Below are 23,252 nucleotides of genomic sequence, written 5' to 3'. Positions count from 1 at the left end.
AGCGTGTCTTTGATCGCTTCCGACCAATTCCGCATCGTTGTCGGCCTCGGCAAGAGCGGCATGTCCCTGGTTCGCTTCCTGGCGAGCCGGGGCATTGCCTTTGCGGTCGCCGACACCCGCGAGCAACCGCCGGAACTGGACACCCTGCGCCGTGAGTACCCGCAGGTGGAAGTGCGCTGTGGTGAACTGGACGTGGACTTCCTGTGCCGCGCCAACGAACTGTACGTGAGCCCTGGCCTGGCCCTGGCTACCCCGGCCCTGCAGCAGGCCGCTGCGCGGGGCGTGCAGCTGTCGGGGGACATCGAGCTGTTCGCCCGCCATGCCAAGGCGCCGATCATCGCCATCAGCGGTTCCAACGCCAAGAGCACCGTGACCACGCTGGTAGGTGAAATGGCAGCCAAGGCCGGCAAGCGCGTGGCCGTGGGCGGTAACCTGGGGACCCCGGCACTGGACCTGCTGGCCGATGACGTCGAGCTGTACGTGCTGGAGCTGTCGAGCTTCCAGCTGGAAACCACCGACCAGCTCAATGCCGAAGTGGCCACCGTGCTGAACATCAGCGAAGACCACATGGACCGCTACAGCGGCCTGCCGGCCTATCACCTGGCCAAGCACCGCATCTTCCGCGGTGCCAGGCAGGTGGTTGTGAATCGCCAGGACGCCCTGAGCCGGCCACTGCCGGTAGAAGGCCGCCCTTGCTGGTCCTTCGGCCTCAACCAACCAGACTTCAAGGCGTTCGGCCTGCGCGAAGTGGATGGCGAGAAATACCTGGCGTTCGAATTCCAGGCATTGCTGCCGGTGCGCGAGCTGAAGATTCGCGGTGCCCATAACCAGAGCAATGCACTGGCGGCGTTGACCTTGGGCCATGCTGCCGGCTTGCCGTTCGAGCCGATGCTCGAAGCGCTGCGCGAGTTCGCGGGCCTGGCCCACCGTTGCCAGTGGGTGCGCGAGCGTGACGGTGTGAACTGGTACGACGATTCCAAGGCCACCAATGTCGGTGCTGCATTGGCCGCCATCGAAGGCCTGGGGGCCGATATCGAGGGCAAGCTGGTGTTGATCGCAGGTGGCGACGGCAAAGGCGCCGAGTTCGGCGCCCTGCGTGAACCGGTCAAGCGGTTTTGCCGCGCCGTGGTGTTGCTGGGCCGTGATGCCGAGCGCCTTGCCCAAGCCTTGGGTGATGACGTGCCGCTGGTGCGGGTAAAAACTCTCGACGACGCCGTGCAACAGTGCGCCGACCTGGCCCGGGCCGGCGATGCCGTGCTGTTGTCGCCAGCCTGCGCCAGCCTCGACATGTTCCGGAACTTCGAAGAACGCGGGCGGCTGTTCGCCCAGGCAGCGGGGGCCCTGGCATGATCTTCGGTGTGCTCAAGCCCTATCCGTCGCCGCTGATCAGCGGCCGTGGCATCGACCTCGACTTCGCGATGCTGGCCGGCTGCCTGGCCTTGCTCGGCCTGGGCCTGGTGATGATCACCTCGGCCTCCTCGGAAGTGGCTGCAGTGCAGTCGGGCAACCCGCTGTACCACATGTTCCGCCACCTGGTGTACGTGTTCCTGGGCCTGGTGGCTTGTGGTGCGACCCTGATGATCCCGATCGCCACTTGGCAGCGCATGGGCTTCCTCATGCTGCTGGGCGCCTTCGGCTTGCTGGTGCTGGTGCTGGTGCCGGGGATCGGCCGTGAAGTGAACGGCTCCATGCGCTGGATCGGCTTCAGCTTCTTCAACGTGCAGCCTTCGGAAATCGCCAAGGTGTTCGTGGTGGTCTACCTGGCCGGGTACCTGGTGCGCCGCCAGACCGAAGTCCGCGAGACCTGGATGGGCTTCTTCAAACCCTTCATCGTGTTGCTGCCGATGGCTGCGCTGCTGCTGATGGAACCGGACTTCGGCGCCACCGTGGTGATGATGGGCGCGGCCGCGGCCATGTTGTTCCTTGGCGGTGTCGGGCTGTTCCGCTTCAGCCTGATGGTGGTGCTGGCAGTGTTGGCGGTGTTCGTACTGGTGCAGGCGCAGCCTTACCGCATGGCGCGCCTGATCACCTTTACCGACCCATGGTCCGACCAGTTCGGCTCCGGTTACCAGTTGACCCAGGCGTTGATCGCGTTCGGCCGTGGCGAGTGGCTGGGCGTGGGCCTGGGCAACAGCGTGCAGAAGCAGTTCTACCTGCCTGAAGCGCACACCGACTTCGTGTTCTCGGTACTGGCCGAAGAGCTGGGCGTGGTCGGCTCGCTGGTGACCATCGCCCTGTTCGTGTTCGTGACCGTCCGCGCCCTGTACATCGGCCTGTGGGCGGAGAAGGCCAAGCAGTTCTTCGCCGCGTACATGGCGTTCGGCCTGGCCTTCCTGTGGATCGGCCAGTTCCTGATCAACATCGGGGTGAATGTCGGCTTGCTGCCGACCAAAGGCCTGACCCTGCCGTTCCTCAGCTACGGGGGCAGCTCGCTGGTCATCTGTTGTGCTTGCGTGGGCTTGCTATTGCGTATCGAGTGGGAAAGCCGTACGCACCTGGGCAGCGAGGAGCACGAATTCAGCGAAAGCGATTTTGCCGAGGAGACCAGTCATGGCCGCTGACGGCAAGAACGTACTGATCATGGCCGGCGGTACCGGCGGACACGTGTTCCCGGCCCTGGCCTGCGCCCGTGAGTTCCAGGCGCGCGGGTACAGCGTGCACTGGCTGGGCACCCCGCGCGGCATCGAGAATGAACTGGTGCCCCAGGCCGGCCTGCCGCTGCACCTGATCCAGGTCAGCGGCCTGCGCGGCAAAGGCAAGCTGTCGTTGCTCAAGGCACCCTTGACCCTGGTCAAGGCCGTTCTCCAGGCAAGGCGGATCATTCGCCAGCTCAAGCCGGTGTGCGTGCTGGGCTTTGGTGGTTATGTGACCGGCCCTGGCGGCGTGGCTGCGCGGCTGTGTGGCGTGCCGCTGGTGATCCATGAGCAGAACGCCCGCGCCGGTACCGCCAACCGCTTGCTGGTGCCGCTGTCTGCGCGGGTTTGCGAGGCGTTCCCGAACACCTTCGAGGCCAGCGACAAGCGCCGCACCACCGGCAACCCGGTGCGCCCCGAGCTGTTCCTGGATGCGCCACGCGCGCCCCTGGCCGAACGCCGTGCACGGCTGTTGGTGCTGGGCGGCAGCCTGGGGGCGGAACCATTGAACAAATTGTTGCCTAAGGCCCTGTCCGAAGTGCCTGCTGCCGTGCGGCCCGAGGTGTTTCACCAGGCCGGCAAGCAGCACGCGCCGATCACCGCCGAGCGTTATCACGAGGCCGGCGTCGAGGCTCAGGTCGAGCCTTTCATCAAGGACATGGCCCAAGCCTATGGCTGGGCCGACATGGTGGTGTGTCGGGCGGGTGCGCTGACCGTCAGCGAGCTGGCGGCGGCAGGCCTGCCTTCGGTGCTGGTGCCGTTGCCTCACGCAATCGACGATCACCAGACCCACAACGCTCAATATCTGGCTCGCGAAGGTGCTGCCTTCCTGATGCCACAAGCGACAACTGGCGCAGCGCAGCTCGCTGAACGCCTGAACGAGGTGCTGATGCAACCCGAGAAACTCAATGTCATGGCAGGTACCGCACGGCGCCTGGCCAAACCTGCAGCAACCAGCACCGTGGTCGATATCTGCCTGGAGGTGGCCCATGGTTGAGAGCCAGAAAGCCATGCCCCAGCCGAAAATGGGTCGTATCCGTCGCATTCACTTCGTCGGTATTGGCGGCGTGGGCATGTGCGGCATTGCCGAAGTGTTGCTGAACCTGGGCTATGAAGTGTCCGGTTCCGACCTGAAAGCCTCGCCGGTCACCGAGCGGCTGGAGTCATTCGGTGCCGAGATCTTCGTCGGCCACCGTGCCGAAAACGCTGCCACTGCCGATGTGCTGGTGGTTTCCAGCGCCATCAACCCGGCCAACCCGGAAGTGGCCACCGCCCTCGAGCGGCGCATTCCGGTGGTACCGCGTGCCGAGATGCTCGCCGAACTGATGCGCTACCGCCACGGTGTGGCAGTCGCCGGTACACACGGCAAGACCACCACCACCAGCCTGCTGGCCTCGGTATTCGCCGCCGGCGGTCTGGACCCGACCTTCGTCATCGGTGGTCGCCTGACCGCGGCCGGCACCAATGCCCAGCTGGGCACCAGCCGCTACCTGATCGCCGAAGCCGATGAAAGCGATGCCAGCTTCCTGCACCTGCAGCCGATGGTGGCTGTGGTCACCAACATCGACGCCGACCACATGGCGACCTATGAAGGCGACTTCAACAAACTGAAGAAAACCTTCGTCGAGTTCCTGCACAACCTGCCGTTCTATGGCCTGGCGGTGATGTGCCTGGACGACCCGGTGGTACGCGAGATTCTGCCGCAGGTGAAGCGCCCGACCGTGACCTACGGTTTCAGCGAAGAGGCCGACATCCGCGCCATCAATGTGCGGCAGCAGGGTATGCAGACCCATTTCACCGTGCTGCGCCGCGACTGCGAGCCGCTGGACGTGTCGGTGAACATGCCGGGCAACCACAACGTGCTCAATGCCCTGGCCACCATCGCCATTGCCACTGACGAAGGCATCACTGACGAAGCCATCGTGCAGGGCCTTTCCGGCTTCCAGGGCGTTGGGCGTCGCTTCCAGGTCTACGGCGAGCTGCCGGTCGAAGACGGCAGCGTGATGCTGGTCGATGACTACGGCCACCACCCGACCGAAGTGGCCGCCGTGATCAAGGCTGTGCGTGGTGGCTGGCCAAGCCGCCGACTGGTGATCGTCTACCAGCCGCACCGCTATAGCCGCACCCGCGACCTGTACGACGATTTCGTTCAGGTGCTGGGCGATGCCAACGTGCTGCTGCTGATGGAGGTGTACCCGGCTGGCGAAGAGCCAATACCTGGCGCCGACAGCCGGCAGCTGTGCCACAGCATTCGCCAGCGCGGCAAGCTCGACCCGATCTACATCGAACGTGGCGCCGAGCTGGCGCCACTGGTCAAGCCGTTGCTGCGCGCTGGCGACATCCTGCTCTGCCAGGGTGCCGGTGACGTTGGCGGCCTGGCCCCGCAACTGATGAAAAGCCCGCTGTTCGCTGGCGCCAAGCAGGAGAAGTCGAAATGACCAGCGCCTACGACAAGCTGCACTCTACCCTCGACGTGAAAGCGTTTGGCCGCGTTGCCGTGCTGTACGGCGGCAAGAGTGCCGAGCGCGAAGTGTCGCTCAAGTCCGGCGCCGCCGTGATCGATGCGCTGACCACCGCCGGTGTCGATGTCGTTGCCATCGACGTCGGTGACGACCTGCTCGACCGCCTGCAGAACGAGAAGATCGACCGCGCCTTCATCATCCTCCACGGCCGTGGCGGTGAGGATGGCAGCATGCAGGGGCTGCTGGAGTGCCTGGGCATCCCTTATACCGGTAGCGGCATCCTCGCTTCGGCCCTGGCCATGGACAAGCTGCGTACCAAGCAGGTGTGGCAGAGCCTGGGCATTCCTACCCCGCGCCACGCGGTGCTGGCGAGTGAAAGCGATTGTTTGCAGGCCAGTACGGAACTGGGCTTCCCGCTGATCGTCAAACCCGCCCATGAAGGCTCTAGCATCGGCATGGCCAAGGTGAACAGCGCCGAGGAACTGATCGCCGCCTGGCAAGACGCTGCCCAGTACGATTCCCAGGTACTGGTGGAGCAGTGGATCCACGGCCCGGAGTTCACCATTGCGGTGCTGCGCGGCCAGGTGCTGCCGCCGATCGCCTTGGGTACACCGCACGTGTTCTACGACTACGACGCCAAGTACATCGCCAACGATACCCAGTACCGCATTCCGTGCGGCCTGGATAGCGCCAAGGAACAGGAACTGATCGACCTGACCGCCCGTGCCTGTGATGCCGTTGGCATCGAGGGCTGGGGGCGGCTGGACGTGATGCAGGACGAGCAAGGCCGGTTCTGGCTGCTCGAAGTAAACACCGCACCCGGCATGACCGATCATAGCCTGGTGCCCATGGCGGCCCGCGCGGCTGGCCTGGACTTCCAGCAACTGGTGCTGGCAATCCTGGCCGAAAGCGTGGCGACGCGAGGTTAATCATCATGCAAGGCGCAATGATACGTCAGCAGCAACCCGTAACCGGCCGTAGCAAGCCGGTGCCGCGTGGTGCCAGCAGGCTGGTGGCCGACGAGCCCGTATCGGCGCGCCTGCCGCGGCCCAGCCTCGGCGGCCTGAAGCGCCTGCTGTGGCCGGTATTGCTGGTGGCAGCAGGCTTCGGTGCCTACGAAGGGGCCATTCGCCTGATGCCTTATGCCGACCGGCCCATCGCCAAGATCGATGTGCAGGGCGACCTCAGCTACATCAGCCAGCAGTCGGTGCAGCAGCGCATCGCCCCTTACGTGGCCGCGAGCTTCTTCAGTGTCGACCTGCCGGCGATGCGTGCGGAGCTCGAACAGATGCCCTGGATCGCCCACGCTGAAGTACGCCGCGTGTGGCCTGACGAGGTGGTCATCCGCCTGGAAGAACAGCTGCCGGTGGCGCGCTGGGGCGACGAAGCCTTGCTCAACAACCAGGGCCAGGCATTCACCCCGCGTGAGCTGGCCAACTATGAGCACCTGCCGCAGCTTGCCGGGCCGCGGCGTGCCCAGCAACAAGTCATGCAGCAGTATCAGGTATTGAGCCAGATGCTGCGCCCCTTGGGCTTTTCCATCGCTCGCCTGGAGCTGCGCGAGCGAGGCAGCTGGTTCCTGACCACTGGCGCGAGCAGCGCCGGGCCTGGCATCGAGCTGCTGCTGGGGCGCGACCATCTGGTGGAGAAGATGCGCCGTTTCATTGCCATTTACGACAAGACACTCAAAGACCAGATCAGCACTATCGCCCGCATTGATCTGCGTTATTCCAACGGACTTGCCGTTGGTTGGCGGGAACCGATTGCACCGACGACGGCCCAACCCGCCGTTGCGAAGAATTAGAGAGAGGCAGGACCATGGCAAACGCGCATAGCGGCAAAATGATCGTCGGGCTGGATATTGGCACCTCCAAGGTGGTGGCACTGGTCGGCGAAGTGGGCGAAGACGGCACCCTGGAAATCGTCGGTATCGGCACACACCCGTCCCGCGGCCTGAAAAAAGGCGTGGTGGTGAACATCGAGTCGACCGTGCAATCGATCCAGCGCGCCGTCGAAGAAGCGCAGCTGATGGCCGGCTGCCGCATCCACTCGGCGTTCGTGGGCGTCGCCGGTAACCATATCCGCAGCCTGAACTCCCACGGCATCGTCGCCATCCGTGACCGCGAGGTCAGCCTGGCCGACCTGGAGCGGGTACTGGACGCGGCCCAGGCGGTGGCCATTCCGGCCGACCAGCGCGTGCTGCATACCCTGCCGCAGGACTACGTGATCGACAACCAGGAAGGTGTCCGCGAGCCGCTGGGCATGTCTGGCGTGCGTCTGGAAGCCAAGGTTCACGTGGTGACCTGCGCGGTCAACGCGGCACAGAACATCGAAAAGTGCGTGCGCCGCTGCGGCCTGGAAATCGACGACATCATCCTCGAGCAGCTGGCTTCGGCCTATTCGGTGCTCACCGACGATGAAAAGGAACTGGGCGTGTGCCTGGTCGACATCGGTGGCGGCACCACCGACATCGCCATCTTCACCGAAGGCGCGATCCGCCACACCGCGGTCATTCCGATTGCAGGCGACCAGGTGACCAACGACATCGCCATGGCCCTGCGTACCCCGACCCAGTACGCCGAAGAAATCAAGATCCGCTACGCCTGCGCCCTGGCCAAACTGGCGGGCGCTGGCGAGACCATCAAGGTGCCGAGCGTGGGCGACCGCCCACCGCGCGAGCTGTCGCGTCAGGCCCTGGCCGAGGTGGTGGAGCCGCGTTACGACGAGCTCTTCACCCTGATCCAGGCCGAACTGCGCCGCAGCGGGTACGAGGACCTGGTGCCAGCGGGCATCGTCCTCACCGGCGGTACCGCGAAGATGGAAGGTGCCGTGGAACTGGCCGAGGAAATCTTCCACATGCCGGTACGCCTGGGCGTACCGCACAGCGTTCGGGGCCTGAGCGACGTGGTTCGCAACCCCATCTATTCCACCGGCGTGGGCTTGCTCACCTACGGCCTGCTCAAGCAGTCCGAGGACATGGTCCTGACCGGCAGCAGCAACAGCAGCAACAACAGCTATGGCGATGAACCGAAGGCCCCAGTGCTTGAACGCTTCAAGCGCTGGGTACAGGGCAACTTCTAAGTTTCAAAGCAGTAGTGGTAGGCGCAACAACTAGAGAACTGTAAGGAGAGGGAAAATGTTCGAGCTCGTAGACAACGTCCCGCAAAGCCCGGTCATCAAAGTGATCGGCGTTGGTGGTGGTGGCGGCAACGCCGTCAACCACATGGTCAAGAGCAGCATCGAAGGTGTGGAATTCATCTGCGCCAACACGGATGCTCAGGCCCTGAAAAACATTGGTGCACGCACCATCCTGCAATTGGGCACTGGCGTGACCAAGGGCCTGGGTGCTGGCGCCAATCCGGAAGTCGGGCGTCAGGCCGCACTGGAAGACCGTGAGCGCATCGCCGAAGTGCTGCAAGGCACCAACATGGTGTTCATCACCACTGGCATGGGCGGCGGTACCGGTACCGGTGCTGCACCGATCATTGCCGAAGTGGCCAAGGAAATGGGCATCCTCACCGTAGCCGTGGTGACCCGTCCGTTCCCGTTCGAGGGCCGCAAGCGCATGCAGATCGCCGATGAAGGCATCCGCATGCTGGCTGAAAGCGTCGACTCGTTGATCACCATCCCCAACGAGAAACTGCTGACCATCCTGGGCAAGGATGCCAGCCTGCTGTCCGCCTTCGCCAAGGCCGACGATGTACTGGCCGGCGCCGTGCGCGGTATCTCCGACATCATCAAGCGCCCGGGCATGATCAACGTCGACTTCGCCGACGTGCGCACCGTCATGGGTGAAATGGGCATGGCGATGATGGGTACTGGTTGCGCCAGCGGCCCGAACCGTGCACGCGAAGCCACCGAAGCAGCCATCCGCAACCCGCTGCTGGAAGATGTCAACCTGCAGGGCGCCCGCGGCATCCTGGTGAACATCACCGCTGGCCCGGACCTGTCGCTGGGTGAATACTCCGACGTGGGTAGCATCATCGAAGCCTTCGCCTCTGACCACGCCATGGTCAAGGTCGGTACCGTGATCGATCCGGACATGCGTGACGAACTGCACGTGACCGTTGTGGCCACCGGCCTGGGCGCGCGTATCGAGAAGCCTGTGAAAGTGGTCGACAACACCCTGCAGACCGCCCAGCAGGCGTACGAAGCGTCCAACCCGGCGCCAGTTCGTCAGGAGCAGCCAGCCGTGAACTACCGTGACCTCGAGCGCCCGACCGTAATGCGCAACCAGGCCCACGCCGGTGCTGCGGCAGCCGCGAAAATGAACCCTCAGGATGACTTGGATTACCTGGATATCCCGGCATTCCTGCGTCGTCAGGCTGATTAATGGAATTTATCAGGGGTATAAAGGTGATTGGTATTCATCAAAGGTTGGGTCTGTTATCATCCCCAGCCTTTGTTGATACCTGTTCGCAATTTGCGCTGAAGCGGCCAATGCCATGATTAAACAACGCACCCTGAAGAATACCATCCGTGCCACAGGTGTCGGCCTGCACTCCGGGGAGAAGGTTTACCTGACCCTCAAGCCTGCACCTGTTGACACCGGCATCGTCTTCCGCCGCGCCGACCTCGACCCTGTGGTCGAGATCCCTGCGCGTGCGGCCAACGTCGGCGAGACCACCATGTCGACGACGCTGGTCAACGGTGACGTCAAGGTCGATACGGTCGAGCACCTGCTCTCCGCCATGGCGGGCCTGGGCATCGATAACGCCTACGTCGAGCTCTCCGCCTCGGAAGTGCCGATCATGGATGGCAGCGCCGGTCCCTTCGTATTCCTGATTCAGTCTGCCGGCCTGGAAGAACAGGACGCAGCCAAGAAGTTCATCCGCATCCTGCGTGAGGTAACTGTGGAAGAGGGCGACAAGCGCGCCACTTTCCTGCCTTTCGACGGTTTCAAGGTGAGCTTCGAGATCGACTTCGATCACCCGGTCCTCAAGGGCCAGACCCAGAGCGCGGTTGTCGACTTCTCCAGCACCTCGTTCGTGAAGGAAGTCAGCCGCGCCCGCACGTTCGGTTTCATGCGTGACATCGAGTACCTGCGCAAGCACAACCTTGCGTTGGGTGGCAGTGTCGAGAATGCCATCGTGGTCGACGAGACAGGTGTGCTCAACGAAGACGGCCTTCGTTCCGATGACGAATTCGTCAAGCACAAGATCCTCGACGCCATCGGCGACCTCTACCTGCTGGGCAACAGCCTGATCGGCGAGTTCAAGGGCTACAAGTCCGGCCACGCGCTGAACAACCAGCTGTTGCGCAAGCTGATTGCCGAAACCGATGCCTGGGAAGTGGTCACGTTCGAAGATGCCAGTACGGCACCGATCTCGTACATGCGCCCTGTTGCGGCCGTGTAAGTTCGAACACTCTCTCTAGTGTTGTAATCAAGGCCACCTTCGGGTGGCCTTTTTTATTGCTTGTCGCCAGCGTGGGCGGCCAAGCGCTCCAGTGCAGCGCGCAGCTTGGGGTCGGCGATGCCCTCGGCGGTGTCACGCAGGCTCGCCGCGGCGCTGGTGGACAGCTCGGCAGCATGCCCGCCGCGTTTGGCCGGTACCAGGGGCGGCTGCACCTTGTAGAGGATGCGCCGGAGGTTGCCAAAGGCTTCCATGGCCTGCAATGCGGCCAGCAGGCGCTTCTGCTGGTAGCGCAGGCGGGTAGCCCAATGGCCATCGGTAACCACCAGCAACAAAGTGCCATCGCGCCATGAGGCCACGTGGCAATGCTCGCGGGCAGCCGGTTGCAGCTGGCTTTCCAGCAGGCGCTGCAGGTGTTCCAGGCGTTCGGCCTGGTTCAGCAGCAGGCGCAGCGGGCGCACCTGGCGCAGCAGGGCCGAGGGTGGCTGGGCGGGGGAGGGTTTGTAGGCCATGGGGGTACGCATGAGGTTACAAGATCGGCAGTTTAACACCTGTAGAACCTGTGCTGGCCTCTTCGCGGGCACGCCCGCTCCCACAGGGATTGCGCAACACTCAGGCCTGTAGTGATCCTGTGGGAGCGGGCGTGCCCGCGAAGAGGCCAGCACAGGCGACGCAAGATAAGACTGGTTCTCGATACCTTTCATGTTGCCAAACCTTGAACTCAGGGAAAATGCCCCTATCTAAACCAAGCCCCTGCCAAAGCGCTGTGCCAGCATCGTGGAAATCCACCACTTTCCTCACCATCGTTTCCGGGTAGAATGCTCGTTCGCATGCGGCCTCAGGGCTGCACGGGCGACTCATGGGGCCGCCCTCCATCCCTACGTGTGGAAGATCCTGCCGATATGTTTGCGCCTTTGTTAAAAAAACTTTTTGGAAGCAAGAACGAGCGTGAAGTAAAACGCATGCTCAAGACGGTGAGTATCGTCAATGCCTTCGAAGAGAAGATGGTGGCCCTCTCCGACGAGCAACTGCGGGGCAAGACTGCAGAGTTCAAGGAGCGCCTGGCCAAAGGCGAGACACTGGACCAATTGTTGCCCGAAGCCTTTGCCGTGGCCCGCGAGGCCGGCAAGCGCGTGATGGGCATGCGCCACTTCGACGTTCAGTTGATTGGCGGCATGACCCTGCACGAAGGCATGATCGCAGAAATGCGTACCGGTGAAGGCAAGACCTTGGTCGGTACCCTGGCCGTGTACCTCAACGCACTGTCCGGCAAGGGCGTGCATGTGGTTACCGTCAACGACTACCTGGCCCGCCGTGACGCCAACTGGATGCGCCCGCTGTACGAGTTTCTCGGCCTGTCGGTCGGTATCGTATCGGCCTTCCAGCCGCCGGAAGAAAAGCGTGCTGCCTATGCGGCCGACATCACCTACGGCACCAACAACGAATTCGGTTTCGACTACCTGCGCGACAACATGGCGTTCAGCCAGGACGAGAAGTTCCAGCGTGAACTGAACTTCGCCGTGATCGACGAAGTGGACTCCATTCTCATCGACGAAGCGCGTACCCCGCTGATCATCTCCGGCCAGGCCGAAGACAGCTCCAAGCTGTACATCGAGATCAACCGCCTGATCCCGCGCCTGACCCAGCACATCGAAGAAGTCGAAGGCCAGGTCACTCAGGAAGGCCACTTCACCATCGACGAGAAGAGCCGCCAGGTCGAGCTCAACGAGGCCGGTCACCAGTTCATCGAAGAGATGCTGACCCAGGCCGGGTTGCTGGCCGAAGGCGAGAGCCTGTACTCGGCGCATAACCTGGGCCTGCTGACCCACGTATATGCTGGCCTGCGCGCGCACAAGCTGTTCCACCGCAACATCGAGTACATCGTCCAGGACGGCCAGGTACTGCTGATCGACGAGCACACCGGCCGGACCATGCCGGGCCGGCGCCTGTCCGAAGGCCTGCACCAGGCCATCGAGGCCAAGGAAAACCTGAACATCCAGGCCGAGAGCCAGACCCTGGCCTCGACTACCTTCCAGAACTACTTCCGCCTGTACACCAAGCTGTCCGGCATGACCGGTACCGCCGACACCGAAGCCTTCGAGTTCCAGTCGATCTACGCGCTGAACGTGATGGTCATCCCGCCGAACAAGCCGCTGGCGCGCAAGGACTTCAACGACCTGGTGTACCTGACCGCCGACGAGAAGTACGCCGCGATCATTGCCGACATCAAGGAAAGCATGAAGCAGGGCCGGCCGATTCTGGTTGGTACCGCGACCATCGAAACGTCCGAACACATGTCGAACCTGCTGAAGAAAGAAGGTATCGACCACAAGGTGCTGAACGCCAAGTACCACGAGAAAGAAGCCGAAATCATCGCCCAGGCCGGTGCGCCGGGTGCCCTGACCATCGCCACCAACATGGCCGGCCGTGGTACCGACATCCTGCTGGGCGGTAACTGGGAAGCCGAGGTGGCCGCCCTGGAAAACCCGACCGCCGAGCAGATCGCCCAGATCAAGGCCGACTGGCAGAAGCGTCACCAGCAGGTGATCGAGGCCGGTGGCCTGCACGTGATCGCCTCCGAGCGCCACGAGTCGCGCCGTATCGACAACCAGTTGCGTGGCCGTTCCGGCCGTCAGGGCGACCCGGGTTCCAGCCGCTTCTACCTGTCGCTGGAAGACAGCCTGATGCGTATCTTCGCCTCCGACCGGGTGAAGAACTTCATGAAGGCCCTGGGCATGCAGGCGGGCGAGGCCATCGAACACCGCATGGTCACCAATGCCATCGAGAAGGCGCAGCGCAAGGTCGAAGGCCGCAACTTCGACATCCGCAAGCAGTTGCTTGAATACGACGACGTGGCCAACGAGCAGCGCAAGGTGATCTACCACATGCGCAACAGCCTGCTGGCGGCCGAGAACATTGGCGACACCATCGTCGAATTCCGCAAGGAAGTCCTGGACGCTACCATCAGCCAGCACATTCCGCCGCAGTCGCTGCCCGAGCAGTGGGACGTGGCCGGCCTGGAGGCATCGCTGGCCAGCGACTTCGCCATCAAGCTGCCGATCCAGCAGTGGCTCGACGAAGACGATCACCTCTACGAGGAGACGCTGCGCGAGAAGCTGCTGAACGAGATCACCGCGGCCTACACCGAGAAAGAAGACCAGGCCGGCCTCGACGCCCTGCGTACCTTCGAGAAGCAGATTCTGCTGCGTGTGCTGGACGACCTGTGGAAAGACCACCTGTCGACCATGGACCACCTGCGCCACGGTATCCACCTGCGTGGCTATGCGCAGAAGAACCCCAAGCAGGAGTACAAGCGCGAGTCGTTCAGCCTGTTCCAGGAGCTGCTGGAGTCGATCAAGCGCGATACCATCCGCGTGCTGTCGCACGTTCAGGTACGCCGCGAAGACCCGGTCGAAGAGGAAGCCCGCCTGCGCCGCGAGGCCGAGGAGTTGGCCAGCCGCATGCAGTTCGAGCACGCCCCAGCCCCTGGCCTGGAAGGCGAGCAGCTGAGCGAGGAGGAGGCCGAAGTGGCCGTTGCCTCGGCGCCGGTGCGCAACGAGCAGAAGCTGGGCCGCAATGAGCCTTGCTGGTGTGGTTCGGGCAAGAAGTTCAAGCATTGCCACGGGCAGATCGAATGATCTGACCTGGGTGTTGTAACCTGATACATCCTGGGGCCGCTTTGCGGCCCCGTTTTTTGTACATCCACCGAATTTTCTAGGAGCGCTCTAATGGCTGTTGGTCTTGGTCCTTTGCCCACCCTGCACCCGGTTGCGGGTTTTGAACTCGGCATCGCTTCTGCCGGCATCAAGCGTCCTGGGCGCAAGGATGTGGTGGTCATGCGCTGCGCCGAAGGCTCCAACGTGGCGGGCGTGTTCACCCTCAACGCGTTCTGCGCGGCACCGGTGATCCTCTCCAAGCAGCGTGTACAGGGCACCGTGCGCTACCTGTTGACCAACACCGGTAATGCCAACGCCGGTACCGGCGCCCCAGGGCTGGCAGCCGCCGAACGCACCTGCGCCAAGCTGGCCGAACTGGCCGGCGTACCCGCCGAATCGGTACTGCCGTTCTCCACCGGGGTGATCGGCGAGCCACTGCCGGTGGAAAAGATCGAAGGCGCGCTGCAGGCCGCCCTCGATAACCTGTCGGAGAACAACTGGGCCGAAGCGGCCACCGGCATCATGACCACCGATACCTTGCCCAAGGGCGCCAGCCGCCAGTTCCAGCACGATGGCGTGACCGTGACCGTGACCGGTATCAGCAAGGGCGCCGGCATGATCCGCCCGAACATGGCCACCATGCTTGGCTACATCGCCACCGACGCCAAGGTTGCCCCGGCGGTGCTCAAGGACCTGATGCTGGACGGCGCCAACAAATCGTTCAACCGCATCACCATCGATGGCGACACCTCGACCAACGATTGCTGCATGCTGATCGCCACCGGCAAGGCCAACCTGCCAGAGGTCACCGAAGCCCGTGGTGCGCTGTTCGAGGCCCTGAAAAAAGCCGTGTTCGAAGTGTGCATGGACGTGGCCCAGGCCATCGTGCGTGACGGCGAAGGTGCGACCAAGTTCGTGACCGTGCAGGTCAACGGCGGTGGCAACCACCAGGAATGCCTGGACGTTGGTTACGCAGTGGCCCACTCACCGCTGATCAAGACCGCACTGTTCGCGTCGGACCCGAACTGGGGCCGTATTCTCGCCGCGGTGGGCCGTGCCGGTGTGCCGGAGCTGGACGTGAGCCTGATCGACGTCTACCTGGATCACGTGTGCATCGCCAGCCAGGGCGGCCGCAGCCCCAGCTATACCGAAGCCCAGGGCTCGGCAGTGATGGCCCAGGAAGAGATCACGATCCGTATCGAACTGGGCCGTGGCCAGTGCAGCGAAACCATCTGGACCACCGACCTGTCGCACGAGTACGTAAAGATCAACGCCGAATACCGTACCTGATGCAGTGCTGGGGTCGGGCAACGGCCCCACAATTCCAGAACCAGGAGACGAACCATGAGCGATCACCTGAACTTCGGCGACACGTTGTGCGCCTTGTTGCAGGCTGGCCTGGCGGAGCGTGAAGTGTGAAACGGATTCATGTTGTAGCAGCAGTCATTCGTGGCGCCGATGGCCGCATTCTGATCGCGCGGCGGGCCGCCACCCAGCACCAGGGTGGCCTGTGGGAGTTTCCCGGCGGCAAGGTCGAAGCCGATGAAAGCGTGGAAGCGGCACTGGCCCGCGAGCTGCGCGAAGAGCTGGGTATCGAGGTGAGCCGTTCGCGTGCGCTGATCAAGGTCAGCCACGACTACCCGGACAAGCAGGTGTTGCTGGACGTGCGTGAAGTGCAGGCCTTTACCGGCGAGGCGCATGGCGCCGAGGGTCAGCCGCTGGCGTGGGTTGCCCCGCGCGATTTGCCGCAGTACGAATTTCCCGAGGCCAACCAGCCAATCGTGGCTGCCGCGCGCCTGCCGGACCAGTACCTGATTACCCCCGATGGCCTGGAAGTGCCGCAACTGCTCAAGGGCATCCAGAAGGCGGTTGCCAGCGGCATTCGGCTGATTCAGTTGCGCGCCCCGGACATGTACGACCCCAAGTACCGCGACGTGGCGGTGGATGCGGTTGGACTGTGTGCGGGCAAGGCACAGTTGATGCTCAAGGGGCCGCTGGAATGGCTGGGCGATTTCCCTTCGGCCGGCTGGCACCTGACCGCGGCGCAGTTACGCAAGTACGCCGCCAAAGGTCGGCCGTTTCCCCGCGAGCGGTGGTTGGCGGCTTCCTGCCACTGCGCCGAAGAGCTGGCACTGGCCGAGCAGATGGGCGTCGACTTCGTCACCCTGTCGCCAGTCCAGGCAACCCAGACCCACCCCGAGGCGGCGCCGTTGGGCTGGGACGAAGCTCGACGTTTGCTGGCCGGGTTCAGCAAGCCGGTGTATTTGCTGGGTGGGGTAGGGCCGGGTGAGCGCGAGCGAGCCTGGGAAGCCGGGGCCCAGGGTGTGGCTGGCATCCGGGCATTCTGGCCCGAGGCCTGAGCCATTGGGGCGGCCCTTCTCGACACCGCGCAGGCCGCCCCGAACCTGTCAGCCCTGCGGCTTTTCAGCAGGCTGCCACAACACCTCGGCCACCCCCTGTCGCCGCCCGATGATCCGCGCCGCCACGAACAGCAGGTCGGACAGGCGGTTGATGTACGCCAGACCTACCCCTTCCAGTGGTTCCAGCGCATGCAGCTGCTGGCAGCGCCGCTCGGCGCTGCGCGCCAGGCTGCGGCAGACATGGGCCTGCGCCACCAGCATCGAACCACTGGGCAGGATGAAGTTCTTCAGCGGCCCCAGCTCTTCGTTCCACACATCGATGACCGCCTCCAGGCGCTCCACCTCTGCCTGGTTCAAGGCCTGGTAGCTGGGCATGGCCAGCTCCCCACCCAGGTCGAACAAGCGGTGCTGACACGGCGCAAGCACCGTAGTGACCTCTTCCAGGCCTTGCTCGGCCAGGCCTGCCAAAAGCACGCCGAGCTGGCTGTTGAGGCTGTCTACCTCGCCAATGGCTTCTATGCGCGGGTGGCTTTTCGGCACCCGCCGGCCGTCGCCCAGGCCGGTTTCGCCCTGGTCGCCGGTACGGGTGTAGATCTTCGATAGGCGGTTGCCCATGTCATTGCTCCGGTAAGGTCGGCGCCGCTGCTGCCGGCTGGCCGAGGGGCAGGCGCAGGGTGAAGCACGTACCCTGGCCAGGCGTGGAGTGCACCTCCATCTGCCCCTTGTGGTTGTTGGTGATGATGAAGTACGAAACCGACAGGCCCAGCCCGGTGCCCTGGCCGATTTCCTTGGTGGTGAAGAACGGCTCGAAGGTGCGCTTGCGCACGGCCTCTGGCATGCCGACGCCATTGTCCTCGACCTGGATCTCCGCCCACGGCGGGTTCAGCCGGGTGCGCAGGGTGATCCGCCCCGGCTCGCTCGGTTGCGGGCGCAAATGGATGGCCTGGGCGGCGTTCTTCAACAGGTTCAACAGTACCTGTTCCAGTTCGTTGGCAGTGCACGGCACGGGCCCCAGTTCAGGGTCGAACTGCCGCACGATGGCCTGCCCCTTGAAGTCGAAACCGATCGCCAGGTCGAAGTCGTTGCCGGCAATTTCCACCGCCTGGTCGATCAGCGCCGGCAGCTCGCAAGGCTCCAGCTGTCGGTTGCTGCGGCGGCTGAAGCTGAGCATGTGGGTGACGATCTTCGCCGCGCGGGCCCCGGCCTGCTGGATGCCGTCGAGCAGTTGCGGCACTTCGCGGCTGGCCAGGTAGCGGTTGATCATGGCCAGGTCGAGGCCAAGCTCGCTGGCCTGTTCCTGGTTGCGGGGCAGGTCTGCCGACAGGCGTCGGCGGATGTTCTGTACGTTGTGCAGGATGGCGCCCAGCGGGTTGTTGATTTCGTGAGCCATCCCCGCCGCCAGGCCGCCGACCGAGAGCATTTTTTCCGACTGGACCATCATTTCTTCCAGCGACAGGCGCTGGGTGATGTCGTCGATGCGGATCACCACGCCGCGCCCGCCGCCGCCGGTGAGCGGGTAGAAGGTCAGGGCGTAATGGCGCAGCTCGTCGCCCTTGGGCCATGTGACCCGCTCGATCTTGGCCACCCGGTGCTTTTCCACGGTTTCCTTAAGTTGTGGCAGGAACGGCTTCAGGGGCTCGAAGGCGATGAACACTGGTTGGTTCAGCGCCTCATGCAACGGCGTGCCGGAGAGGACCGTGGCCTCGTGATTCCACTGGGTGACATAGAGCTGTTCGTCCAGGGCAATCAATGCCGAAGGCATCGAGTCGATGATGCTGTTGAGGTAGTTCTGGAAGCCGGTGAGTTTTTTCTCGATCTTGCTGCGCACCTGCACTTCCAGTTCCAGCTTGCGGTTGGTATGGCGGGTTTCCTCGGCCAGGCCCTGGGCCTGGTCATAGGCATCCTGGAACTCGTCACGGGCGCGTTTGAGTTGCTGCTCACGGGCCTCGATGCGCGAAAGCATGGTGTTGAAGGCGTCGGCCAGGCTGCCGATCTCATCGTCGTTGCCACGCCGGGCGCGCAGGGCGTAGCTCTCTTCGCGGGTGACCTGGCGGCTGAGTTCTTCAAGCTGGTTGATCGGTTGGGTGATCAGGCGTTTGATCTGGCGGGCGATGAAGATCCACAGCAGGATGCTGAACACCAGGATAGCCAGGCTGGCACTGAGCGTGCCGGTGTAGAACGCGGTGGGCAGCTCGCTGCTGGCCACCAGCAACAGGTGGGCCGGCGGGTTGGCCTCGCGCGGGATGCGGATCAGTTGGGTGCTGCGAAACTCCATCAGGCGCCAGCCGTCGATGTTGCGAAAGCGCTTGGGCAAGGTCAACGGGTCGCCATGCTGGAGTTGCGCCAGCATGCGACCGTCCCCCCCGTACACGGCTGCCGCGCGCAGCGGGGTGTAGCTGTCCAGCTCCTTGAGCAGGGCACTGGCGGTGTCTGGGCTGTCGCCCGCGCGCTCGGCCAGTTGTGGGTTGGCCACCAGCCGGCCGATGGTCTGCAGGGCCTGGGGTGCCATGCTCTCCTGGGTGATCCAGTAAGCCGCGCTGATGAAGGTGAGGTTGGCCACCAGCAGGATGGTCACCAGCAATACCAGCAGGGCCGCCAGCAGCTTCTGCCCGACCGGGAGGTTTTCCAGGCGATGGCGCAAGGTCATGGGCTAGGCAGTGTCCGTATCCAGGTAATAGGGCTGCGTCAGTCGCAGGGCAAGCCACGTAAGCGCAGGTGTTCGACCAGGCGTTGCAGCAGGTGTTCCAGTTGCGGCAGCTGCAGGCCGTGCCGCGCGGCAACCCGGCAGGCATGGCCGAGCAGGTAATGCACCTCGGTGCGTCGGCCTGCGTGCACGTCCTGGTACATGGAAGAGTAGTTGGCTGCGGTGGCCACGATCACCCGTTGCACTTCTTCGTCCAGGCCCTCGGCCGCTTGCGGCTGGCCACAGCGGCGCAGCAGTGCGGCCAGTTCGGTGCACAGGCCATGTACTTCCGCCAGGTGGCCCAGCAAGCCGCCGTTCTGGCAAGCGTGCAGCACGGTCAGCGGGTTGATCGCGCAGTTCAGGGCCAGCTTGCGCCACAGGCGGGTGAGAATATCCACCGTCCATTCGGCAGGGATGCCTGCTTCGTGCAGGTCATCGAACCAGGCCGGCAGCGCCGGGTTGCGCGGGTCGCCCAGCCAGTTGAAGCCATGCCCGGCAAAACGCACCTGCCAGTCGCCTTCGCGGAAGGCGCCTTCTGTGCTGGAGGCGAAAACGCAGCGCGCCTGTGGCAGCAGGTCTGCCACCGCGTCCTGGCTGCCCAGGCCGTTCTGTAGCAGTAGCACGTCTGCGCCCTCGGCCAGGCGTGGTACCAGGCCGGCAATCGCCGGGGCCGCGTCGTAGGCCTTGCAGGCCACCAGCAGGCGATGGATCGGCCCGTCAGCCTGGGCGGTTTCGGCGGGTATGGCGTAGTGCCGGGGCTGTTCTTGCTCGATCAACGTCAGGCCGCCAGCCTGCTCATAGGCCTGCAGCCGTTGCCGATCGCGCAGCACCAGGCGCACTGCCTTGCCCGCGCGTGCCAGGCGGCAAGCCCACAGGCTGCCGAGGCTGCCGGCGCCGAGAATATGCCAGGTGCTGCTCATATGCGTTTCGCAACCCGTTATAATGAGCCCGCATTTTAACCGTCAAACCCGGCGCGCTCCATCTTCAGCCTGAGCGCGCTTTTATTTTGGGAGAACAACCATGCCTTCGTTCGACGTGGTATCGGAACTGGACAAGCACGAAGTGCAGAACGCGGTGGACAACGCCATCAAGGACCTGGACCGCCGTTACGACCTCAAAGGCAAGGGCTCCTTCGAGTTCAAGGACAAAGAGCAGACCGTGATGCTCACCGCCGAGGAAGAGTTCCAGCTCGAAGCCATGCTGGAAATCCTGCGCCTGGCGCTGGTCAAGCGCAAGATCGACGTGAAATGCCTGGAAACCAAGGACCCGTATGCGTCCGGCAAGGAAAAGAAACAGGAAGCCAAGTTCCGCGAGGGTATCGACAAGGACCTGGCCAAGAAGATCGTCGCCACCATCAAGGACGGCAAGCTGAAGGTGCAGGCCGCCATCCAGGGTGAGCAGGTACGGGTAACCGGCAAGAAACGCGACGACCTGCAGGAGGCCATTGCCTTGCTGCGGACCAAGGAATTCGAGATGCCGCTGCAGTTCAACAACTTCCGCGACTGATGCGGGTGTGGCCAGGAACCCCCATGGCTCAATGATGTCCATGGGGGCCGGGGCCGTGTGTTAGCGCGGTCTGTTCTACCGTGTACTTGCCGTTCGGCATCAGGAGATGAATATGGATTTGAACGCTGAAGTCGATCAGCTGGTTCGCCAGTCGCAAACCTGGATCCCCTTGATCATGCAATACGGCAGCCGTGTGCTGCTGGCGCTGCTGACCCTGGCGGTCGGCTGGTGGATCATCAACAAGGTCAGCGCCCGCCTGGGCAAGCTGGTCGGCCTGCGCAATGCCGACCTGGCGTTGCAGGGCTTCATCAGCACCCTGGCCAACATCGTGCTGAAGATCCTGCTGCTGGTCAGCGTGGCGTCGATGATCGGCATCGAGACCACCTCGTTCGTCGCGGCTATCGGTGCCGCCGGCCTGGCCATCGGCCTGGCGCTGCAGGGTAGCCTGGCCAACTTCGCTGGCGGCGTGCTGATCCTGATGTTCCGCCCGTTTCGCATCGGCGACTGGATCGAGGCACAAGGCGTTGCCGGCACTGTCGACAGCATCCAGATCTTCCACACCGTGCTGCGCACCGGTGATAACAAGACGGTGATCATGCCCAACGGCAGCCTGTCCAATGGCATCATCACCAACACCAACCGCCAGCCCACGCGCAAGGTGGTGTTCGATGTGGGCGTGGATTACGAGGCCGATTTGCAGAAGGCCCGCAATGTGTTGCTGGAGCTGGCCCAGGACCCTCGCGTGCTGGCCGACCCCGCTCCGCAAGCGGTGGTGGCGACGCTGGGTGACAGTTCGATCACCGTGTCGCTGCGCTTGTGGACCAAGACCGCCGATTACTGGGATGTGATGTTCATGCTCAACGAGCAAGCGCGTGACCGCCTGAAGGCCGAAGGTATCGACATTCCGTTCCCACAGCGGGTCATTCGGGTGGTGCAGGAAACTGCCGCCCAGTAACAGTGCATTAGCGCCGGGGCTGCACAGCGGCCCCGCTTTTTTCGCCCCGATTACACTTGTTCACAGCAAACCCCAGCAATTTCTGGCATATACCCTGCTCCTGCCTGTCACCCCTGATATGCCATCATGAAACCACTGCTGTACATCACCCCCCTGCGGGCCTTGCTGTTTGGCCTGACCCTGGCCCTGTTCGAACTGCTGACCTACCTGGCCAGTGACGCGGTGATGCCGGCCATGCCGGTTGTGGTCGGCGACCTGAAGGCCAGCCCTGAATACATCCCCCATGCGCTCAACCTGTACCTGCTCGGTGGCGTGGTGCTGCAGTGGCTGATCGGCCCGCTGGCAGACCGCTATGGTCGGCGCCCGTTGCTGCTGGCCGGCTGCGCGTTTTTCGGCCTGGCCTGCCTGGCGACCTTCTGGGCCCATGATATTGGCCTGTTCAACCTGCTGCGCCTGTTGCAGGGGATAGGCCTGGGCTTTGTGGTCACGGTCAGCTACCCGGCGCTGAACGAGGCATTCAGCGAGGCGGACGCCGTGCGCATGATGGCGCTGCTGGCCAACATCGCGCTGCTGTCGCCGCTGCTTGGCCCGCTGGTCGGGGCCTTGCTGTTGCAGTGGCTGGACTGGCGTTGGCTGTTCGTGGCTTTCGCCGTGGGGGCCGTGGTGTGCTGGGGGCTGCTGTACCGGCTCATGCCCGAAACCCTGGGGGTAGAGCGCCGCGACGGTTCGCGCCTGGCGTTCACGCCGATCCACCTGTTGCCATTATTGGCAGGCTACGGCCAATTGCTCGGCAACCGCCGCTTTGTCGCGGGCAGCGCCGCCCTGGGCCTGGTCGGGTTGCCGCTGATTGGCTGGATTGGCCTGTCACCGGTATTGCTCATTCACGATGAGGGCCTGACGACCCTGGAATATGCGCTGTGGCAGCTGCCGGTGTTTGGTGGTTTGATCCTGGGCAACCTGATCATCAACCGTATTGCCGACCGCTACCCGCTGCCGGCCCTGGTCCGTGGTGCCCTGTGGCCGTACCTGGCGGGGTTGAGCGTGATGGTGCTGGCGACATGGTATTGGCCGAGCGTGACCAGCTTGGTGGCAGGCATGTCGTTGTATGCACTGGGCCTGGGTGTGGCCAACGCGGTGCTGTACCGCATGACGCTGTTTTCCAGCGAGCAAAGCAAAGGCCTGGTCTCGGCCATGCTGGGGATGATCACCATCGCCCTGTTGGGGCTGGGTGGGGCATTGCTGGCAATGATCGGCGCCGGTGCCAGCTTGCTGCATTTCGCACTGGCGGCGGGGCTGGCGGGCGCGCTGGCGCTGTGGCCGTTGTGGTTTGTGGTGGGCGGCCGGCCGGGGCAAGGGGCCGTGGTTGACTGATCTGCAGTACCTGTGCCGGCCTTGTCGATCTGTGACCCGGTCGTCGTAAATGCCGGGGCCGCTTACAACGGGCGGGGGGGCGGCAGTCCTGCGGAACCGTGCCGGCATCATTGATCGATGTAGGAGCGGGTTCACCCGCGAATACGGTGGTACCGGCATCGCACAATGCTGGCAGAAACTGGCCAGCAGGCCCGGCCCTTTCGCGGGTGAACCCGCTCCTACAACGGGCGAGGGTGGCCGGCAGGCCTGCGGAGGTGGGGCGGCACAATTCA

Annotated in this window: 19 protein-coding genes; 15 read left to right on the top strand and 4 right to left on the bottom strand. The window is 63.7% G+C overall.

Features of this window, described 5'->3' with window-relative positions; all coding sequences use genetic code 11:
* The first annotated feature begins 3 nt into the window (after positions 1 to 3).
* The 9 genes from murD to lpxC all read left to right on the top strand — a co-directional run bounded on the left by murD (position 4) and on the right by lpxC (position 10,452).
* A complete protein-coding gene (murD, locus tag K4A76_RS18870) occupies positions 4 to 1,350 on the top strand; it encodes a UDP-N-acetylmuramoyl-L-alanine--D-glutamate ligase (RefSeq protein ID WP_274412312.1) in 1,347 nt (448 codons plus the stop codon).
* Positions 1,350 to 2,561 carry a putative lipid II flippase FtsW gene (gene ftsW / locus K4A76_RS18865; protein ID WP_174824202.1) on the top strand — a complete coding sequence of 404 codons (1,212 nt, stop codon included), beginning with the start codon at positions 1,350 to 1,352 and terminating at the stop codon, positions 2,559 to 2,561. The genes murD and ftsW overlap by 1 nt, the downstream gene beginning before the upstream one ends.
* Entirely contained in the window at positions 2,551 to 3,630 is a 1,080-nt protein-coding gene (gene murG / locus K4A76_RS18860; protein ID WP_274410919.1) for an undecaprenyldiphospho-muramoylpentapeptide beta-N-acetylglucosaminyltransferase, read from the top strand. The genes ftsW and murG overlap by 11 nt, the downstream gene beginning before the upstream one ends.
* Positions 3,623 to 5,071, top strand: coding sequence for a UDP-N-acetylmuramate--L-alanine ligase (gene murC / locus K4A76_RS18855; RefSeq protein WP_029886559.1), 1,449 nt, complete (start codon positions 3,623 to 3,625; stop codon positions 5,069 to 5,071). Before murG ends, murC begins: the two co-directional genes overlap by 8 nt.
* Positions 5,068 to 6,024, top strand: a complete 957-nt coding sequence (locus tag K4A76_RS18850) for a D-alanine--D-alanine ligase (protein ID WP_029886560.1) — start codon at positions 5,068 to 5,070, stop codon at positions 6,022 to 6,024. The genes murC and K4A76_RS18850 overlap by 4 nt, the downstream gene beginning before the upstream one ends.
* A 5-nt stretch (positions 6,025 to 6,029) precedes the next feature.
* The gene (locus K4A76_RS18845) at positions 6,030 to 6,899 is read left to right on the top strand and encodes a cell division protein FtsQ/DivIB (RefSeq protein ID WP_054912890.1); all 870 of its coding nucleotides are present in this window, start codon (positions 6,030 to 6,032) and stop codon (positions 6,897 to 6,899) included.
* A 14-nt stretch (positions 6,900 to 6,913) separates the two neighbouring features.
* Positions 6,914 to 8,176, top strand: coding sequence for a cell division protein FtsA (ftsA, locus tag K4A76_RS18840; RefSeq protein WP_009684408.1), 1,263 nt, complete (start codon positions 6,914 to 6,916; stop codon positions 8,174 to 8,176).
* Positions 8,177 to 8,231: 55 nt separating this feature from the next.
* Positions 8,232 to 9,428, top strand: coding sequence for a cell division protein FtsZ (gene ftsZ, locus K4A76_RS18835; RefSeq protein ID WP_009684407.1), 1,197 nt, complete (start codon positions 8,232 to 8,234; stop codon positions 9,426 to 9,428).
* Positions 9,429 to 9,540: 112 nt separating this feature from the next.
* Complete coding sequence (gene lpxC / locus K4A76_RS18830) at positions 9,541 to 10,452, top strand: UDP-3-O-acyl-N-acetylglucosamine deacetylase (RefSeq protein ID WP_003260771.1); 912 nt, start codon at positions 9,541 to 9,543, stop codon at positions 10,450 to 10,452.
* Positions 10,453 to 10,505: 53 nt separating this feature from the next.
* On the opposite strand, the gene K4A76_RS18825 is transcribed toward lpxC, so the two are convergent.
* A complete protein-coding gene (locus K4A76_RS18825) occupies positions 10,506 to 10,961 on the bottom strand; it encodes a DUF721 domain-containing protein (RefSeq protein ID WP_009684406.1) in 456 nt (151 codons plus the stop codon).
* A 390-nt stretch (positions 10,962 to 11,351) separates the two neighbouring features.
* Here K4A76_RS18825 and secA point away from each other — a divergent pair, with 390 nt between their 5' ends.
* The 3 genes from secA (at position 11,352) to K4A76_RS18810 (ending at position 16,465) form a co-directional block, all read left to right on the top strand.
* Positions 11,352 to 14,087 (top strand): preprotein translocase subunit SecA, encoded by a 2,736-nt coding sequence (gene secA / locus K4A76_RS18820; RefSeq protein WP_274410918.1) that lies wholly within the window; start codon positions 11,352 to 11,354, stop codon positions 14,085 to 14,087.
* 90 nt (positions 14,088 to 14,177) lie between these two features.
* On the top strand, positions 14,178 to 15,395 hold the full coding sequence (gene argJ / locus K4A76_RS18815) for a bifunctional glutamate N-acetyltransferase/amino-acid acetyltransferase ArgJ (RefSeq protein ID WP_274410917.1): 1,218 nt from the start codon (positions 14,178 to 14,180) through the stop codon (positions 15,393 to 15,395).
* A gap of 125 nt (positions 15,396 to 15,520) precedes the next feature.
* A complete protein-coding gene (locus K4A76_RS18810; RefSeq protein WP_274410916.1) occupies positions 15,521 to 16,465 on the top strand; it encodes a Nudix family hydrolase in 945 nt (314 codons plus the stop codon).
* Positions 16,466 to 16,513: 48 nt separating this feature from the next.
* Here the strand turns inward: K4A76_RS18810 and K4A76_RS18805 are convergent, their stop codons facing one another.
* The 3 genes from K4A76_RS18805 to K4A76_RS18795 are packed head-to-tail and all read right to left on the bottom strand — an operon-like array spanning position 16,514 to position 20,068.
* On the bottom strand, positions 16,514 to 17,080 hold the full coding sequence (locus tag K4A76_RS18805; RefSeq protein WP_054905817.1) for a cob(I)yrinic acid a,c-diamide adenosyltransferase: 567 nt from the start codon (positions 17,078 to 17,080) through the stop codon (positions 16,514 to 16,516).
* Position 17,081: 1 nt separating this feature from the next.
* Positions 17,082 to 19,112: a sensor histidine kinase gene (locus K4A76_RS18800; RefSeq protein ID WP_274410915.1), complete on the bottom strand. Its 2,031-nt coding sequence runs from the start codon at positions 19,110 to 19,112 to the stop codon at positions 17,082 to 17,084.
* 38 nt (positions 19,113 to 19,150) lie between these two features.
* Positions 19,151 to 20,068: a putative 2-dehydropantoate 2-reductase gene (locus K4A76_RS18795; protein WP_054905815.1), complete on the bottom strand. Its 918-nt coding sequence runs from the start codon at positions 20,066 to 20,068 to the stop codon at positions 19,151 to 19,153.
* Between the two features lie 100 nt (positions 20,069 to 20,168).
* Here K4A76_RS18795 and K4A76_RS18790 point away from each other — a divergent pair, with 100 nt between their 5' ends.
* From K4A76_RS18790 to K4A76_RS18780, 3 genes are all read left to right on the top strand, one after another.
* Entirely contained in the window at positions 20,169 to 20,654 is a 486-nt protein-coding gene (locus tag K4A76_RS18790) for a YajQ family cyclic di-GMP-binding protein (protein WP_009682794.1), read from the top strand.
* A 112-nt stretch (positions 20,655 to 20,766) separates the two neighbouring features.
* The gene (locus tag K4A76_RS18785; RefSeq protein ID WP_182389422.1) at positions 20,767 to 21,609 is read left to right on the top strand and encodes a mechanosensitive ion channel family protein; all 843 of its coding nucleotides are present in this window, start codon (positions 20,767 to 20,769) and stop codon (positions 21,607 to 21,609) included.
* A gap of 126 nt (positions 21,610 to 21,735) precedes the next feature.
* Positions 21,736 to 22,980, top strand: coding sequence for an MFS transporter (locus K4A76_RS18780; protein WP_274410914.1), 1,245 nt, complete (start codon positions 21,736 to 21,738; stop codon positions 22,978 to 22,980).
* Positions 22,981 to 23,252: the final 272 nt, after the last annotated feature.

Source organism: Pseudomonas sp. NEEL19 (assembly GCF_028751975.1).
Taxonomy (GTDB): domain Bacteria; phylum Pseudomonadota; class Gammaproteobacteria; order Pseudomonadales; family Pseudomonadaceae; genus Aquipseudomonas; species Aquipseudomonas juntendi.
Note: the sequence above shows the minus strand (reverse complement) of the source record. Positions and strands in the feature narration are given on the sequence as shown.